11 protein-coding genes, 1 tRNA gene and 2 pseudogenes are annotated in these 17382 nt (G+C 71.9%); 3 read left to right on the top strand and 11 right to left on the bottom strand.

Annotation, left to right across the window (positions count from 1 at the left end):
• Window positions 1–63: 63 nt before the first annotated feature.
• The 6 genes from OG361_RS33480 to OG361_RS33455 form a co-directional block, all read right to left on the bottom strand.
• The gene (locus OG361_RS33480; protein ID WP_405859520.1) at window positions 64–1341 is read right to left on the bottom strand and encodes an MFS transporter; all 1278 of its coding nucleotides are present in this window, start codon (window positions 1339–1341) and stop codon (window positions 64–66) included.
• A complete protein-coding gene (locus OG361_RS33475) occupies window positions 1338–3938 on the bottom strand; it encodes an ATP-grasp domain-containing protein (RefSeq protein ID WP_405859519.1) in 2601 nt (866 codons plus the stop codon). The genes OG361_RS33480 and OG361_RS33475 overlap by 4 nt, the downstream gene beginning before the upstream one ends.
• 63 nt (window positions 3939–4001) lie before the next feature.
• Window positions 4002–5399: an acetyl-CoA carboxylase biotin carboxylase subunit family protein gene (locus OG361_RS33470; RefSeq protein ID WP_405859517.1), complete on the bottom strand. Its 1398-nt coding sequence runs from the start codon at window positions 5397–5399 to the stop codon at window positions 4002–4004.
• The gene (hypF, locus tag OG361_RS33465; RefSeq protein ID WP_405859515.1) at window positions 5396–7840 is read right to left on the bottom strand and encodes a carbamoyltransferase HypF; all 2445 of its coding nucleotides are present in this window, start codon (window positions 7838–7840) and stop codon (window positions 5396–5398) included. The genes OG361_RS33470 and hypF overlap by 4 nt, the downstream gene beginning before the upstream one ends.
• A 3-nt stretch (window positions 7841–7843) precedes the next feature.
• The gene (gene hypE / locus OG361_RS33460; protein WP_405859513.1) at window positions 7844–8869 is read right to left on the bottom strand and encodes a hydrogenase expression/formation protein HypE; all 1026 of its coding nucleotides are present in this window, start codon (window positions 8867–8869) and stop codon (window positions 7844–7846) included.
• A 59-nt stretch (window positions 8870–8928) separates the two neighbouring features.
• The gene (locus tag OG361_RS33455; protein WP_405859512.1) at window positions 8929–9519 is read right to left on the bottom strand and encodes a cysteine hydrolase; all 591 of its coding nucleotides are present in this window, start codon (window positions 9517–9519) and stop codon (window positions 8929–8931) included.
• 648 nt (window positions 9520–10167) lie between these two features.
• On the opposite strand from OG361_RS33455, the gene OG361_RS33450 reads away from it, so the two are divergent.
• A complete protein-coding gene (locus OG361_RS33450; protein WP_405859511.1) occupies window positions 10168–10551 on the top strand; it encodes a MerR family DNA-binding protein in 384 nt (127 codons plus the stop codon).
• Window positions 10552–10643: 92 nt separating this feature from the next.
• Here OG361_RS33450 and OG361_RS33445 read toward each other — a convergent pair whose 3' ends face one another.
• The gene (locus OG361_RS33445) at window positions 10644–11276 is read right to left on the bottom strand and encodes a flavin reductase family protein (RefSeq protein ID WP_405859509.1); all 633 of its coding nucleotides are present in this window, start codon (window positions 11274–11276) and stop codon (window positions 10644–10646) included.
• A gap of 125 nt (window positions 11277–11401) precedes the next feature.
• On the opposite strand from OG361_RS33445, the gene OG361_RS33440 reads away from it, so the two are divergent.
• Window positions 11402–12106, top strand: a complete 705-nt coding sequence (locus OG361_RS33440; RefSeq protein WP_405862584.1) for an ArsR/SmtB family transcription factor — start codon at window positions 11402–11404, stop codon at window positions 12104–12106.
• Window positions 12107–12259: 153 nt separating this feature from the next.
• Here OG361_RS33440 and OG361_RS33435 read toward each other — a convergent pair whose 3' ends face one another.
• From OG361_RS33435 to OG361_RS33425, 3 genes and pseudogenes are all read right to left on the bottom strand, one after another.
• Window positions 12260–12865, bottom strand: a complete 606-nt coding sequence (locus OG361_RS33435; RefSeq protein ID WP_405859507.1) for a hypothetical protein — start codon at window positions 12863–12865, stop codon at window positions 12260–12262.
• A 327-nt stretch (window positions 12866–13192) separates the two neighbouring features.
• Window positions 13193–13269, bottom strand: a tRNA-Pro gene (locus OG361_RS33430).
• Window positions 13270–13322: 53 nt separating this feature from the next.
• Window positions 13323–16072 (bottom strand): annotated as a pseudogene (locus tag OG361_RS33425) (AAA family ATPase).
• A gap of 183 nt (window positions 16073–16255) precedes the next feature.
• Between OG361_RS33425 and OG361_RS33420 the strand changes: the two are divergent.
• A pseudogene (locus OG361_RS33420) lies at window positions 16256–16750 on the top strand (DUF309 domain-containing protein); the annotation flags it as partial.
• A gap of 235 nt (window positions 16751–16985) precedes the next feature.
• Here OG361_RS33420 and OG361_RS33415 read toward each other — a convergent pair.
• Window positions 16986–17381 carry a DUF488 domain-containing protein gene (locus OG361_RS33415; RefSeq protein WP_405859505.1) on the bottom strand — a complete coding sequence of 132 codons (396 nt, stop codon included), beginning with the start codon at window positions 17379–17381 and terminating at the stop codon, window positions 16986–16988.
• Between the last annotated feature and the right edge of the window lies 1 nt (window position 17382).

The following is a 17382-nucleotide window of genomic DNA, read 5'->3' as shown; positions in this document are numbered from 1 at the left end:
CGGGGCGGGGCGCCCGGGGGGTGTGGGCCGGGCGCCACCGCGCGGTAGGAGGAACGGGGCGGGTCACGCCCTTTCGTCGACCGGTTCCGCGGTCGGCTGGGCGGGGAAGTCCTTCAGCTTGGGCACGGGCGAGAACACGATCCACAGCAGTGCGGTCAGGAAGCCGAAGGCCGTCGCGTACAGGGTGTTGCGCAGGCCGATCGCGTCGCCGAGGAGTCCGCCGGCCAGGGCGCCGAGCGGCAGCGGCCCCCACGCGATGAACCGGCAGCCCGCGTTCACCCGGCCCAGCAGGCGGTCCGGGGTGATCGCCTGGCGCAGGCTCACGACGTGGATGGTCGACATCGTCGAGCCGATGCCGCAGCAGGCGAAGGCCGTCACGTACATGGCGTACGACAGCGGGCCCGTCCCGGGGGCCAGCGGGATGAGGAGCGGGGCCGCGCAGCACAGCACCAGTTCGGCGACCACGGCCCGGCCGAGGCCCAGCCGGTTCTTCAGCCAGGTCGCGGCGACCGCTCCCACCAGCGAGCCGATGGCACCCACGCCCAGGACGAGGCCGATGGTGCCGGGGTTCATCCCCAGTTCCCGGGCCGCGTACAGCACGAAGACGGTCTGCAGGGACATCCAGCAGAAGTTGTAGGTGCCGGCCTCCAGGGCGATGGCCCGGATGGAGCCGTTGCGCAGCACGACGCGCAGCCCTTCGGCGATGCTCCGGGCGGTGGAGGTCTTCTCGTCGGGGATCTCCGGGGCGGGCTCCGGCCGTCGGATGGCCAGCAGGCTCGCCACCGAGACGGCGTACGAGGAGGCGTTGGCGAGCAGGGCGACCGGTGCCGTCAGCCAGCCGACGAGCAGGCCGGCGAAGCCGGGCCCGCCGATCTGCGCGAGGGAGCTGCTGGCCTGGAGCTTGCTGTTGCCCTCCACCAGGTGCTCCCGCTTGATGAACGAGGGCAGGTAGGACTGGTAGGAGACGTCGAAGAGCACGGTCAGCACGCCGACGAGCAAGGCCGTGACGTACAGGTACTCGATCGTCAGCAGGTCCAGGAAGGCGCACAGCGGGACGCTGCCCACCAGCAGACCGCGCCCGATGTTGCTCCAGATCATGAGGGGCCTGCGGCGTCGGCGGTCGACCCAGACGCCGATGAACAGGGTCGCCCCGAGGAAGGGGGCGAAGCCGGCCGCGTTGAGCAGCCCCAGCTGGGTGGACGACGCCTGGAACTGGTAGACCGCCGCCAGCGGGAGCGCCAGCTGGGTGATCTGCGCTCCCATCAGCGAGACCGACTCGCCGCCCCACAGTTTGAGGAACTCGCCGTCCCGCCACAGTCCGCCGGGGCGCGCGGCGTTCACGCCTCGTCTCCCGGTTCGTCGGTGACGTGGTAGCAGCAGCCGATCTGGGCCCCGTTGGACATGCTGACGATGCCGACCCGCGGGTCGGGCGTACCGCGCACCAGCATGCCGGAGTAGGCGCCGCCGACCATGAGCACGCCGTAGGCGACGACCATGCGCTCGAAGCCGAGGCCGTCCTCGGCGAGGAAGCGTTCGGCGACGGGCAGCACACGCTCCTGGACGACGAACGGTCCGCCGACCGCGCCCCTGATGTGCTTCTCCCATTCCTCCTGGCTGACCGACCAGCCAGGTATGACGCCGACCCCGCCGTACAGCAGCGTGGGCTTGAGCGCCAGTTCGTCCTTGTGTGCCAGGGCGTACGGGAGCAGGTCGACGGTGTCGCCGTCATGGTGCACGGCCTCGTCGCGAAGGAAGCGGGTCCAGGGCAGGATCCGTTCCACCAGGGCGAGTTCGTCGTCGGTGAAGGCGCCGCGGTTGCGCTCGTCGCTGAGCATGGCGAGGCTGCCCTTGTTGCCGTACAGCTCGCAGTCCAGTCCGGCGAACAGGAAGGTCTGTCCGGCGTGGACCGCGTCGAGCAGGGGGTCGACCAGGTCGCGGCTGCGCTGCTCGTCGGCCATCTCCCCGGGGAGGAAGATCCGGTACACCACGTCCACCTTGCGTCCGTGGACGTGGGGGACGCCGTCGCGGTACTCGAACTCGGCGAGGCTGCACACGACGGCGTCGAAGCCGTGGCGGAGCCAGTCGGGGACCACGAAGTCCAGCCACGGCTTGGTGTAGGTGTACCCGTCGGGCCATTCGGTGAGGGCGAGGACCGGGCGTGCGGGCAGCTCGAACCCGGCGTCGGCGGCCTCGGCGCGCAGCACGTCGGCGATCCGCCCGATGGGGTCCGGATGGGTCAGGCGCTCCTTGTGGGCGAAGTCCTGGAAGGCCCTGTTGCGGTCCGCCGGGCGGGAGAACTCGCCCATCTGCCAACCGCCCAGGGAGCTGCCGGTGTTGAGCTCCATCAGCTTGAAGCCGCCCGGCTCGCGGTACATGTCCGCCCGGGACATGGCGGGCATCCGGCGGCCCGCCCCCCGCATCACCAGGTCGACCTGGGTGTCCGTCATGCCGACGGCGCGGGCGAAGGCACGGCGGTCACCGTCGAAGAGCCGGTCGGGGATGGTGGTCAGCAGCTCGAACAGGCCGTTGAGGTCGGCTTCGAGCCGGACGCGGTCCGAGGAGTCGAGGAAGACCGGCCGGTTCAGCGCCTTGCCGCCGCCCGCTCCGTAGCTGTTCCAGTCGTTGCGCAGCTCCGGGACGACCATGTGCGCCGCCTCCCGCTCCGTCGCCAGATAGCGCCGGGTGACCGGGTTCTCCAGGAGCGCACCGAGGCCGTCGAGGGGGGACCCGGCAAGCACCGGCCGGATCTCGGCCTCGGCCCGGTCGAGCGCGTTGGTGCAGGTCGTCTCGTCGTCACCGGTCGCGATGACGGCGGCGATCCGGGGGGTGAGCGCCTTCGGCGGCAGCAGGAGTTCGTCTCCCGGGCCGGCCAGCGGCACCACGTCCGTCACACCGGGGACCTCGTCCGCCCGGCCGAGCTCCAGCCGTTCCACGACGCCGTCGTACGACGGGTAGAGGAACCGCACCTCGGCGTACCGTTCGTGACGAGAGGTCAGATCCGGGGTGCGGCCCGAGGCCAGCGCGGCGCCGGCGACCGTCAGGTCGATGCCGCTGGCCAGTGTGCCGACGTACGGGATGAGGTCGCCGCCGAGCCGGCCGTTGAGCTCGATGAGGCGGCAGCCGGAGGGGGTCAGGCGGATCTCGGTGTGGGTGATGCCCCGGTCGATGCCCAGGGCCCGGTGAGCGGCCTTGACGAGGGTGTCGACCTCCTCGGCCCACGACTCGTGCCGCCAGGGGCCGACCAGATGGCCGACCTCCTCGAAGGCCGGGTCGAAGCCGAGACGCTTGCGGGCGACGAACACCGGCTCCGCCTCGCCGTCGACCACGCAGCTGTCCACGCTGATCTCCGGCCCGGTCAGGTACTCCTCGACCAGCACGCCCTGCTCGGTCCGGATGCCGGGGAACGTGGTGCCCGCCACCAGGGCGTAGGCGTCGGCCAGTTCGGACGCGGCACGCACCAGCGTCACCCCCATGCTCCCGGCGAGGGAGCGGGGCTTGAGCACGACCGGGTAGCCGATCTCGGCCGCGGCGGCGGATGCCTCCTCGGCGCTGTGCACGAGACGGTGCCGGACCCCGGGCAGGCCGGCCCGGTCCAGGAGGGACCTGGTGGTGTACTTGTCCCGGCAGGCCTCGGCGGCCGCGGCGGAGAGATGGGGCAGCCCGAGCTGCTCGGCGACCCGGGCCGTGGCGATCAGCGAGAGCTCGTCCCAGGTGAACAGACCGGCCGGGGAGCCGGCCCCGTCGGTCTCCGCCGCTTCCGCGTGCAGCTCCTCGACCGCCTCGCGCAGGGTCTCCGCGCGGGTGGTGTCGGCGATCCGGAAGGACGCGACGTAGGGCTTCTCCCAGGTGAGTTCCTGGGAGGTCACCAGGGAGATCTCGTACTCACGGGCCAGGGAGGCCATCGCGTACTCGCGGTAGGCCTTCAGTCGGCTGCCCACGACTACGAGTCGGGGTCGGCGCTCTTGCATCCGGAGTTCACACTTTCTGTCGTCGGGGGGAATTCAGAGGGGCCGGGGCCGGCAGCTCATGGCGAAGGACTCCGCGGTCTTGCGGATCGCGGCCTCCACGGAGCGACTGGACGCTCCGCGGAACCGGAACCGCGCGGCGACGTGTTCGTAGCCGCCCACGGCGGGCATCACGTAGCCCGGCCCGGGCACCACCTGCGCGTACGGGCCGTCTTCGCCGGCCCCCGCGGCCCAGCTGACCGCCGTGACCTCGCACGGGGGCGGGACGGGGAGCGGCAGCAGCAGCCAGCCGGCGGTCGTGTGCCCGTCCGTACGCGCCGTGTCCCGCGCGGGCGGGGTGTCCGTTCCGGCGGCGGGCTCCGGGGCGACCGCGGCCAGGATGTCCGTTCCGATGGCAGGCTCCGGGGCGACCTCGGTCGGGGTATCCGTTCCGGTGGCGGGCTCCGGATCGACCTCGGGTACGGCCGGCGTGCGCCCCAGCTGGATGTCGGCGGCCGCGGACATCAGGTCGAGACCGTGCACCTCACGCCAGACGAACGGGATCTCCCCTCCCCCGACCCGGGCCCCCGCCTCCAGGAAGACCGGCCGGGGCGAGCCGTCGGAGGCCCTGCCCAGGAACACCTCCATGTGGAACACCCAGGGCAGGCCGTCGCCGAGCGCCTCGGCCGCCGCGGCCGTGAAGTCGGCCAGCGGTCCGAGGACTTCCGGATCGTCGACCTCGACCGACCCCAGGAAGCTGCCCTTGGTGAACTCCTCGCAGTTGTTCACGTACCGCGAGACGCGCCAGGCGCCGAGCGCGCCGCCGGTCCAGAGCCCGTCGACGTGCAGGACGGGGTCGGCGACGAAGGACTGCACGATGCGCGGCTCGTGCCGGTCCGGCAGGAAGATCCCGGCGTGGGCGTCGAGTTCGTCCTCCGTGTGCAGCAGAAGCACCCCTCTGCTGGCCGTGCCGCGCCGTGGCTTGACCACCACCGGCCAGCCGTGGCGCTCGGCGAAGGCCCGTACGTCCTCGGCCGTGTCGGCATCGGCGTACTCCGGCACCCGTACACCGGCGGCGTCGACCAGGCGGACCATGGTCAGCTTGTCGCGGAAGCGCTCCAGCTCCGCCGGGGTCTGCCCCGGCAGCCCGAAGACGACGCGCAGCGCGGCCGCGTTGTCGAGGTCTCCCTCGTTGAGTGCCACCAGGCGGCTCGCCGGGCCGAACCGTTCGATCAGCTCGGCGACAGCGGCCCGCGTCTCGACGGGGTCGTCGGTGGCGCGGACGATCCGCACCGCCGCCGCGTCCTCGGGTACCGAGGACCGGCCCAGCTCCGTCGTGACGTAGGTGACCCGGTGGGCCCGGTGGTCGAGGTAGGCGGCGTACCGGGCGTGCTGGCCACGCCAGCGGTGCAGGACCACCACGTGCTCCTGGCCGGTTCCTTCGCGTCCGCTCATCCGCGCGGCTCCTCGTCGGACTCCGCGAGCCGGGCGTGGGCGACCATGATCTGACCCAGTGCGATGCCCCCGTCGTTGGTGGGCACCTGCTGCTGGCAGTACGCGCGGAACCCGGCGCGTCGCAGCTCCACCAGGCAGTTCACGAGCAGGAACTCGTTGAGGAAGACCCCGCCGGAGAGCACCACCTGCTCGAAGGCGTCCGCGCCCTCGGTCTCGTGGACGGCCCGGCAGCGCTCGACGACCATGTCGACGACACCCGAGTGGAACCGTCTGCTGATCTCCGCCCGGTCCACGCCCTCGGCGAGGTCGCGGGCCAGGGCCCGCACCACGGGCCTGGGGTCGATCTCGACGGTCTCCGTGGTGGTGTCGAGCGCGAAGCGGTAGCGCTGTTCCGGGGCCGCCATGGAGAGGTCTCTGGCGAGGAGGCCCTCCAGCTCGATCGGCCCCTGGGCCTCGTACTCGGCATGGGTGGTGACGTCGAGCAGCGCGGCGACGCCGTCGAACAGCCGGCCCATGCTGGAGGCGAGCGGCGCGTTGACACCCCGCCGGGCCATGGTGGCGAAGACGTGCAGCTGCTGCTCGTCCCACCGTCCGAGCACCGGGAAGGCGCTCACCGCCGCCTCCGGTTCGCCCAGGGCGTCCAGGGCCAGCGCGAAGCCGGTCCTGACCGGTTCCTTCACCGCGCGGTCGCCGCCCAGCAGGGGGACGGTGCGAAGGTGCGCGACCCGGCGGGCCTCCCGGTAGCCGCCCAGCAGGAACTCGCCGCCCCAGGTGGTGCCGTCCGGGCCGTAGCCGGCCCCGTCGAACACGACGCCCAGGGTGGGGCCGGTCAGCCGGTTCTCGGCCATGCAGGAGGCCATGTGCGCGTGGTGGTGCTGCACCTGGACGACCCGGTCGTAGCCGGCGCCCTCCTCCTTCAGCGCCAGCCGCGTGGCCCGGAACTGCGGATGCAGGTCGACGGCCGCGTTCAGGGGCGTCAGCTCGTGCAGTGCGGCAAGATGGCGCGCCGTCTGCTGGTGGGACTCCCAGGTCTCGTCGTTCTTCAGGTCGCCGATGTGCTGGCTCAGATAGACCCGGGTGCCGCGGGAGAGCGCCACGGTGGTCTTCAGCTCGGCGCCGAAGGCGACCGTCGGGGCCAGCTCGACGCCGACCTCGACGGGGTACGGGGCATAGCCGCGGGCCCTGCGCAGGAAGCTGACCAGCGGGCCGTCGAGCTCCGGGTGGGCGGAGCACCGTACGAGCGAGTCGTCGACCCTTGTCTCGATGTCGCGGTCGTTGTACAGGACCAGGTCCGCGATGGCGAAGAGGTGCTCCAACGCGTCCTCGTTGCGGTACGCGATCGGGTACCCGGAGATGTTTCCGCTGGTCATGACCAGCGTGTCCAGTCCTTCCTCGGCCAGCAGCAGATGGTGCTGGGGCGCGGAGGGCAGCATCACGCCGATGTTCGGGTTACGGGGTGCGATCGCTTCGGGCAGCCCGCCCGGCTTCTTGCGGGCGAGCACGATGGGCCGCGAGGAGGAGACGAGCAGCTCCGCCTCGGCCGGTCCGATCTCGGCGAAGCCGGCCGCCGTCTCCAGGTCGCGCGCCATGACGGCGAAGGGCTTGGAGTCGCGGCGCTTGCCCGCTCTCAGGCCGCGCACGGCCGCCTCGTCGCGGGCGTCCACCGCCAGGTGGAAGCCTCCGACGCTCTTGACCGCGACGATCTTCCCGGCGCGCAGCGCCGTCACCGCGGCCGCCAGCGCGTCTTCGTCCCGCAGGGCGTTCCCCGCGGCGTCGGCCGACAGGAGCCGGGGGCCGCAGTCCGGGCAGGCGTTGGGCTGGGCGTGGTAGCGGCGGTCGAGCGGATCGCCGTACTCGCCCGCGCAGGCGGCGCACATGGTGAAGTCCGCCATGGTGGTCTGCGCCCGGTCGTACGGCAGCGCCTGCACGATCGAGTAACGCGGCCCGCAGTTGGTGCAGTTGATGAAGGGGTAGCGGTACCGGCGGTCCGCCGGGTCACGCAGTTCGGCGAGGCAGTCCGCGCAGACGTGTCCGTCGGCGGGGACGATGGTGTCCTTGCTGCCCGTGTGCACGCTCGTCCGGATGACGAACTCGGCCGGCGGGTCGGCCGGCACGGGCAGTTCCTCGACGTGGACTCCGGTGACCCGCGCCTGAGGCGGCGCCTGGTCGGTGAGCTCCGCGAGGAAGGCCTCCACGGCGACGAGCGGGCCGGTGACCTCGGTGAGCACACCCTCCGGGTCGTTGAGGACCCATCCCGTCAGACCGTGCGCGAGTGCCGCCTTGTAGACGAAGGGCCGGTATCCGACGCCCTGGACCACTCCGGTGACACGGGCGAGGCGGCGTACGGGCGTCGCGCCGGGGTCTCCGGCGGTCCCGCTCGCGGTCGTGGCGGAGTCACCCCGTCGAGGGCCCCCGCACACATCCTGTTCGGTGGTGGTCATGGTTCAGCAGAGCCGCGGGAGTTCGGCGCCCAGCAGTTCCTCGACCACGGAGTCGCGGCCCTCGGCGTCCCGCACCAGGACGAGCGCGCCGTCCTGCTCGGTGACCTCGCCGATGGCGACCGCCCCGGCTCCGTACTTGTGGGAGCGCAGGGCGTCCAGGACCTTCTGCTCGGCGGAGGGGTCGACGAACAGGCAGACGCATCCCTCGTTCGCGGAGTGGATCGGGTCGATGCCCAGCATGTCCGTGGCCATGAGGGTCTCGAACTGGATCGGGAGCGCGTCCTTCTCGATGCGGATGGTGCGGTCGACCGCCTCCGCGTACTCGTGCAGGACCGCGGCGAGACCTCCACGGGTGACGTCGCGCACGGAGCGCACGTCGCCCTCGTCGACGGCGGCGAACAGCTCGTCGAGCATGCCGTTGATCGGGGCGCAGTCGCTCAGGACCCGCTGCTCGAATCCCAGTCCCTCACGGATCGAGAGGAGGTGCACGGTGTGGTTGCCGATCGGGCCGCTGAGGATCACCCGGTCACCCGGCCTGACGTTGCGCATCCTCAGCGGAGTCCGCTCGAACACCCCCACCCCGGCGGTGTTGAGGTAGATCTGGTCCGCTTCACCCTTGCGCACGACCTTGGTGTCGCCACAGACGATCTGGACGCCGGCCTCTCGTGCCGTCTCCCGGATCGAGGTGAGGACCTGCACCAGACGGGCGATCGGAAGACCCGTCTCCAGGATCATGCCCAGGGTGAGGTAGAGCGGCTTGGAGCCCACCACGGCAAGGTCGTTGACGGTTCCGCAGACCGCGATCTTGCCGATGTCACCGTTGCCGAAGAAGGGCGGGTCGACGACGAACGAGTCGGTGGTCATGGCTATCTGCCCGGTGGCGATGGGCAGCATCGCGCTGTCCTCCATCTCGCCGATGTAGACATCGCCGAGCGTCTCCACGATCAGCGCGAGCAGTTCGTGGCTGAGCTGGGTGCCACTGCCGTGGTCGAGGACGACTTCACCGAGTTCGGTTGCCGGGGTGGTCATCGGGTTTCCCTTCGGGGCGTTGGGGGGTGGGGCGCTGTCCGCGCGGTGGAAGGGAGGTGTTACGGAAGGATCTTGACGACCTTGCGGGGCAGCTCGCCCTCGCTGTCCAGCGTGGCGAGGATCTCCTCGGAGGTGGCGACGGTGGCGCAGTAGCCGCTGAGCCACTCGAGGGACCGGTCGCGGGCCTCGGGGTCGCCGGACACCACGCAGTCGGAGGGGACCCAGATGTTGTAGCCGCGGAAGAACGCGTCGGCGGCGGTCGTCTGGACGCAGATCTGCGTCTGCAGGCCGGTGACCAGCACGGTGTCCACACCGTTCTTCTGCAGCAGGTCGTGCAGTTCGGTCTCGTAGAAACCGCTGTCCTTGTTCTTCTCGACGACGGTGTCGGCGGGGTCCAGGAAGTACTCCAGGATGGCCGCGCCCTCGCTGCCGCGCTGCAGCGGCAGCGTTCCGTCGAAGTCCCGCTCCACGTTGGGGTCGTCGGGGAGATTCACCAGCTGGAGGTGGTAGATGCCGTGTCCACGGCGGCGCATCTCCTCCAGGAAGTTGACGAAGTGGGGCTGTGCCTCGGCCATGGCGGCGGTCCGCTCGGGCGTCTTGTGGACGACGTCGGCCTGCAGGTCGTTGGTGAGTACGGCGATCTTGCCCATGCGAATCCTCGTGTGGTTCAGAGCACGGCTGAGCGCGGCCGGCACGTCCACGGGTAGTGGAAGGCAGACCGGCACGGTCGATGAATGCTGCTGGAAATGGGGGGGGTGACGCTCCATCAGGAGCGCTCGGGACACTGCTGGTTGAGAGGGACGGCCCTTCCCGGCGCAAATGGTGGTCGGTCACGTGCGACCCGAGGCGGAGTGTCGGAGATCCTCAGGCGGGGCCGAGATTTTCACACCCTCCATGAACCCGTCAACAACGCCACGCACTTGAGGATTGTGTGAAACTTCCGCGAGCGTCTCGGTTTTGGCGCCAGGGCTGCGAACGAGGGCATCGCCCCGGCCCGAAACCCGCTCGCGCGGAGGGCGCGACGGCACCGGGTGTCGCCATCAGAGGTCTTGACCTGTAGGCCTGAGGCGCGTGATGATCTCGATCGGTTCGGAGTGAGTTGTGTCCGGCCCACGCAGTGGAAGCCCCCACCTACCACCGGAAAGCGTGCCCACGAGTGTTACCTGCTCCGAGCGAGTCGCCGCTCACGATGTCGTCAGCCCGTGGCCTTGTTCGGACCCCGTCAGATGGGAACGCGAACCGGGGCCGGAAGCAGTTGATCCGGTCCGCGTGGCCACCGACCCTCACCCCTAACGGCAATGCCCTCCAGGAGCTGGGCGGGCTCCAGAGAGCTGACATACGTCCCTGAACCATGCCGGACGTCGAGCACGCGCATCTGCTGCAGGACCCTGACGGCCTCGCGCAGCGAACTGCGGGACACGCCGCCGATCCGGCGCTCCGCCGGCGGGCGCAGAGAGTACACCGAGGACGACCTCTTCCGGATCGGCCTGGTCACCTGCTTCCGAGAGGCCGGCCTCGGCATCGCGGACTTGCGCGAGTTCGTCGCCATCCTGCGATCCGAACACTCTCCACAGGACCGGGTCGCCTTCCTCCGCGAGCGGAGGGCCGCCCTGGAGCAGCAGGTGGCGGCGCTGCGCCGGGCCATGAACGTCCTCGACGAGAAGATCGCCTCCTACAGTTGACCAGGTCTCGTGCCAGGGCAGCATCGGGATGCTCGTGGCGAAAGGTTCTGGTCAGCCGCTTGCGGGTGATCGGTCCGAGTCGTACGTGCCCGTCATCGCTCGGTGGGTGTCTCCGAGGTGAAGCAGTGGCCGAGTTCGGGGGCGAGGCCCTGGTAGTGGCGGAAGTTGAAGATGAGCGGGCTCCAGAGCGTGGGGTCGATGTGCTGGGTGCCGGGCACGACGATGCGCCGGTCGGCGTGGACGCGTGCGACCGCGCACTCCACGATCAGGAAGTGGCCCTCCGCGTCCGGTGAGCTGCGCTGGACCTGGGCCTCGAGCTGGAGCGGGCACTCGGCGACGCGCGGAGCGCGTACCGTCTCGGACGGTACGGGTGTGAGGCCGGCCGCGGCGAACTTGTCGGGCTCGTACCGGTAGCCGCGTGCCCGCTTGGCGGCGGGCACCGGGGATGCTCCGGTGAGCGGGGCGAGGCGCTCCACCGCGCCCCAGAGGCCGGGCGGCGGAAGGTTGATCACGAGTTCGGGCCGGGTGGCGAGGTTGGCTGCGGTCTGGCTGTCGGTGCCGAGACCGAGCACCACGGTCTGCCCGAGCGCCCAGGCAGAGGAGACCGGGGCCAGGTTGGCAGAGCCGTCCTCGTTCTCGGTGGTCAGCAGGGCGACTGGTGTACCGAAATAGAGGATGCTCGGGGTTATCGCGATGTGCGAGGGCGCGTGTGTCGCTGTCGTCATGGACGGGAACCCTAGGGTCCGGACCCTTCGTCGGCGGCCGAACTGTCGCCGGGCGAGACTGTACGGGTGACCAGCTTCGACGGAACTACGCAGACGGACCCGACCTCGCCGAGTTCGCGGGGCTACTGGCGGACCGTACCCGCGCGGCGTTCTGTCTGGCGTTGCTTGACGGCCGTGCCTGGACCGCGTCGGAGCTGGCACGCACCGCGGGCGTCGCCCAGTCCACCGCCAGCGCGCACCTCGACCGGCTGGTGCGGGGCGGCATCCTGGCCGAGGAGCGGCAGGGGCGGAATCGGCTGCTGCGACTGGCGACCGCGGACACCGCCGAAATGATCGAGAAGCTGGCCGCCCGGGCCCCGTCCCGACCGGCCCCGGTGCGCTCGCTGACTGATTCCAACCGCCGCCGCGCCCTGGCGCATGCCCGTATCTGTTACGACCATCTCGCGGGCGCGCTGGCCGTGGCGATCACAGACGCGATGACCGAACTCGGGCTGCTGGCCTGGGACTACGGACCGGCCCTCACCGAGACGGGCCGGGACTGGCTGCGCGAGCTCGGTATCGCCGACGACCGCCCGAACGCATCCTGGCGACCTCATGTCCGTACATGCCTGGACTGGACGGAACAACGCCCGCACCTGGCCGGCGCAGTGGGCGCGGCGCTCTTCCGACACGCGCTGGACTCATCCTGGCTGGTGCACCGGAGCACGACCCGGATAGTCACCGTGACCGATGCCGGCCATGCCGTGCTGTGCACGCGACTCGGCCTCACGGACGATGTGCTCGCCTGTTCAGCGGCGCAGGCCGGGGCGTCGACTCCCGTTCGCACCTGAATGCACGGTGGCCCCTGGTGTCGGCGTACAACTGCCTGTGCCTGACCAGGCACGAGTGAACGTGCCCAGGGTCGAGTACCTGGCCCGGGGCGACGCCGAGGCCGCCGACCGGCCGGGTAGCGCGTGCACTTGGTCACCGCGCACCACTCGGTGTCATCGGAGGCGACGAGCAGGTCCCATACCAAAGGGAGGCAATTTCACCATCCCGCCGATCTGAAAGTGGACACCGTCGTGTCCTTCGCCGCCCGTGAACCTCGGATTCAGAGTGAACGCAATCGAGCGGAAGAGGCCTTGGAGGCGCACGCTGCCGTCGGAATCCGTGGGCTCGGTCGACCCTGGGGGTGGTTGGTACGCCTCGCCCATGACCTTGTTGCCGTCGACAATGAAATCGGTGTCGCCGCTGAGCTTGATGACCTGCGTACCCACCGGGAGATCCAGGAACTCCATGGTCGAGGCGAACGATCCCAGATGAAGGACGGGATCCTTCACCTCGGCGTCGAAAGCGACTTTGAACGAACTCCCGCCCTTGAGACCCATGATTTCCACCAGGTCCGAGGCGGGGAGCGGCGGGGTGAACGCCGCCGTTCGAAAGCCCGGGAACGTCCCGTCGAGGGACGCGCTACCCAGGGGTGGCCGGTCCGTCGTCACGTTGCCCTGCCCGGTGAGCGTCACCATACGGCCGCTCAGGGTTCCGACGGCCTCGGTCCTCTCATCGTTGCAGAACGTCCAGTCGACGAACGCAAGCGGACGTGTCGCCATGTGTCTCGGCCTTCCTGACGATCTGGGTCATGTGCGCCCATGGGTTCGCCCGGAGGCTCCCGTTACGCGCTCCAAGACCGGCTCCACCGGCGCACTTGTGGCCTTGTCAATGGCAGCGCTCGCGGCGCTGAACCTCTCAGGAAGGACGGCCTTGCCACAGAGCCGGGGCCCACTGTTGGGGCAATTTCAGATTAGCCGGATCAGAGATTCACGGCTCGCGGGGCCGTAACCGGCCTGCCGTGATCCGGAGCGACCACCACAACCCCGAACGCACGAAAGGCCGCCCTCTCACGAATGAGAGAACGACCTCCGACCTGCGTTTCCGCATGGTCGGGACGACAGGATTTGAACCTGCGACCCCTTGACCCCCAGTCAAGTGCGCTACCAAGCTGCGCCACGTCCCGATGCGCGTCTCTGCCGGTTTTCCCCGGCGTCGGCGTGCAGGAGAAACACTACCTCACTCCGGGGGGCGGGTTGACGCACGGGCTGTCACCGCTGCCGCGGCGAGCGCGTCTGCGCCGCAGGTGGCGGCCAGGGTGGCCGCCCTGGCGAGGGCGGAGGGGGAGCCGGTGGCGCGGGCGAGGTCGAGGTGGGCCCTGGCCTCCTCGTAGCGGGAGGGGGAGTCCGCGAGGTGGGCGACGGCCCGGGTGAGGAGGCGGCGGGCCTCCGGCGGGTCGGCGAAGAGGGCGGCGCAGCGGAGGGCCTCGCCGAGGGCCGTGGGGGTGCCGAGGCGTTCGGCGTGGGCCAGGGCGTCGGCGGCGATCCGCGCCGCGCGGTCCGGGCCCTCGGGTGCCAGGGCCCGGGCGAGGCCGAAGGGCCAGGGAGCCCAGACGACGTGGTGGCGGCCGCGGACGGTGAGCGCCTCGGCCGCCGCTTCGAGGGTCTGCACGGCCTCCTCGTCGCGGCCCTCGGCGAGCAGCAGCCGGCCGAGGATGCTGGGGCCGTCGGGCAGCACGATCGCGCCGGCCAGGGCGGGCCGAAGGCGTAGCGGTCGGCGACGGTCCGCGCCTCGGCCGTACGGCCCCGGGCAAGGAGCGTGTCGACGAGGAGGCAGGCGGTGTCCCAGTGGACGGGGAGCCCGTCGCCGCCCCGGTCGGCGAGGCGCAGCCCCTCCTCCAGGTGGTGCTGGGCACGCGGCAGGTCACCGCGGCGCCGGTGGACCAGCCCGAGGAGAGTGTGGGCGAAGGCGAGGTGGGCGCCGTGCCAGCCGGAGATCTCGAAGGCCCGCACCGCCTCGGTGAAGAGGGCCTCGGCCCGGTCGGGCCGGTCGGCGAACGCGTACGCGATCCCGGTGAGGGCGGGGATCTCGAAGCCCCAGGTGGGGTCGGTCCAGCCGAGGCCCCGGGCGGGCAGACCGTCGACGAGGGCGCGGTCGCAGAGGCGTACGACCTCGTCGGCGGGTTCGCCGCGGAGCATCGCGTCGAAGCCCCGGACGGCGACGAGGGCCCGCTCGGAGTTGTCGGCGCCGGTGAGGCCCGCCGTGAGTGCGGCGAGGCGGCGGGAGCGGCCGGGTCCGTCGTCCTCGGCGGCCTGGAACCCCTCGTACATGAAGTGGGCGGCCTGCAGACGGCGCCTGCCGATGCCCGGTGGCGTCCGGGCGGCCTCGGCGGCCACGGTCCGCGCGGCCTCCTGGAGCTCGTTGTTGTGGGCGAGGGCCCCGGCGAGCCGGTAGGTCGCGTCGGTGCGCAGGGCCTCGTCGAGGCCGGGCAGGTCGAGCGCGGAACGCAGATGGCGCACGGTGGCCGCGGGTGAGGTGAGCAGCGACGCGCAGCCGAGTTCGTACAGGACCCTGGCATACGTGTCGGGGCCCGGCGGCTCGACGAGGGCCCGTTCCAGGCAGCGGCGGGCCGCGTCGGGGGCTCCGACGGCCAGGTGCTCGACGGCGGCGGCGCGCAGCCGGCGTACGACGTCCTCGTCGTCGTCCGGGTGCACTTCGAGGAGGTGGCGGGAGGCCGCCGCCGGCCCGTGGCCCGCTCCGGCGAGCGCCCAGGCGGCGCGGCCGTGCAGCGCGGTGCGGACGGCCGCGGGCACCGAGCCGTAGACGGCGGTCCCGACGAGCGGGTGGGCGAACTCCAGCGGGGTGGGGGCTGCCGCGCCCGAGACGGAAGCCGGGGCGGTGGCGGTGTCGGTGGCTGTGGCGTTCTGCGGTGGGGGCGTCGCCGACAGGATCCTGGCCCGGCGGAGCCGTTCCGCGTGCTCGGTCATCTCTCGTGCCCCCATGCCCGTGAGCTGCGCGAGGAGCTCCGGCGTGCTGTCCGCGCCGAGGACCGCGACCGCCCAGGCGAGGCGCGTCGGGCCGCTGCCGAGCGCTTCGAGGCGGGCCACCAGACCGCCACCCCTGGCTCCCGCGCCCAGGTCCCGGAGGAGGGCCGCCGAGCCGGCGACCGGTTCGAGCGTGCGGTCGCGGGCCTTGGCGAGGAGTTCCACCGTCTCGTACGGGTTACCGGCGGTCACCGACCACAGCTCGTGGCAGAACGTCTCGTCCGCGTGGGCGCCCAGCGCGTCGCGGGCGAGCGCGGTGGTGGCCTCGGCGGTGAGGGCGTGCAGGCCGAGGATCAGGAGCGCGCGATCGGCGAACCCCGCGAGGAGGCCGGGACGGTTCGCGTCGGAACGGTTCGCGTCGCCGCGGTCGGCCGGCAGCGGGCGGTGGGCGAGGACGACCAGGGCCGGCAGCCGCCCGCCGTGCCCCCGCGTACGCGTGAAGGCGTCGAGCCAGGCCAGCGTCTCCGCGTCGGCCCAGTGGGCGTCGTCCACGAGCAGGACCGGGGGCCGGTGCCGCAGGCCGTCCGCGAGGCGGTCGAGGAGCCGGGCCAAGCCGTCCTGTACGCCCTGCGGGTCGGCCGGCGCGGCCGCGGGCGGGGGCGGCTGGGCGAGCCCCAGTGCCGGGGCGAGGAGGTCGAAGTGGTCGCCGAAGAGCCGACGGACGTCCTCGGCGCCGGAGCCGTATCCGTCCAGGGCGGGTTGGAGCAGTTGGCGGGTGAGGTGGAAGGGGACCGGGGTGAGCGTCTCGCCGCCCCGGGCCGTCAGGACGGTGCAGCGGTCCCGGGCGGCGCGGTGGATCTCGGCGAGGAGAGCCGTCTTGCCCATGCCCGGGTCGCCCCGGTAGACGAGGACACCGCCCCGCGCCGGCCCGCCGGCCGCGGCCCCGGCGACGAGCGCGTCGACCGCGTGGAAGGCCGCGGCGAGCTCCGGGCCCCGTTCGAGCAGTCCGCCCCGGCTCGGACCGGGGGCGGCCGTGAACGACCTCGCGGACGGCGGCTGTTCGCGTTCCGACGGCACCGGTGACTCACTCCCCCGCAAGAGCTACGGGCCTGACGCGTCCCACGCGGACCGGAACGTTTGACCGACGAGCCTAGCGGTCCTGATCGTCCCGGGGGTGACAATGGGCAGGTGAACCGGACGACGAGGGATCGCGACGACGAGGGCCGGGCGCGGAGCGCGCGCCCCCGTGACGGGCTCGGCAGGCCGCTGCCGTACGGGGCGGAGGGGGTGCCCCGGCAGCCCGAGGGGGTCGTGCGCACGCCCGACGAGACCCTGCGCGAGGCGCAGCGGCTGCTGGACGCCGGGCTGCCCTTCCACGCGCACGAGGTGTTCGAGGACGCCTGGAAGTCGGGCCCGGAGACGGAACGCGATCTGTGGCAGGGGCTCGCGCAGCTCGCCGTCGGCCTGACGCACACCGCCCGGGGCAACCGGGAGGGCGGGGCACGACTGCTGCGCCGGGGCGCCGACCGGCTCGCGAACGCCGCCGCTCGGGGCTCCGATCCAGACGGAGGCCACGGAGGCCGCGGAGGTCCGCACCCGAGTCCGTACGGTATCGATGTCGACGGACTCGTCTCATGGGCACGGGAGTTGGCCGACCGAGCCGACCGAGCCGATCGAGCCGACGGACCTGGAGGGGCCGGAGAGGCCGGAGAGGCCGGAGAGGCCGGAGAGGCCGGAGAGGCCGGAGAGGCCGGAGAGGCCGGAGAGGCCGGAGAGGCCGGAGAGAGCGGAGAGGCCGGAGAGGCCGGAGAGGCCGGAGAGAGCGGAGAGGCCGGAGAGAGCGGAGAGAGCCGAGAGATCGACGCGGCGGCCGAGGCGCCGCGCCTGCGTCACGTCGGCACGTGACGCGTCCACCCCGCTACGCCCCCGCCCGCCGGGCGAGTTCGCGCTCCAGTACGGACGTGTGGCTGACCGAGGGGTCCTTGGCGGCCGTGAGCAGGGTGACGGTCTTCCGGGTCGCGAGTTCCCTGAGCCGTTCGAGCGCCGCCGCGGCCTCGGGGGCGGCGAGTTCGGCCTCGTACCGCCGGCGGAACTCCTCGTACCCGCCCTCGGGGCCGTGGTACCAGCGGCGCAGCTCGGTGGAGGGCGTGAGCGCCTTGGGCCACTCGTCGATGTGGGCGTCCGTCTTGGCGAGTCCGCGCGGCCAGAGCCGGTCGACGAGGACGCGTACTCCGTCGTCGGGCGACGGGGTCTCGTAGATCCGACGGACACGGACGTCGGGGTCGCCCGCACGGTCGGGGTTGCTCGCACGCATG

It is taken from the genome of Streptomyces sp. NBC_00090 (assembly GCF_045160815.1).
Lineage (GTDB): Bacteria > Actinomycetota > Actinomycetes > Streptomycetales > Streptomycetaceae > Streptomyces.
Note: the sequence above shows the minus strand (reverse complement) of the source record. Positions and strands in the feature narration are given on the sequence as shown.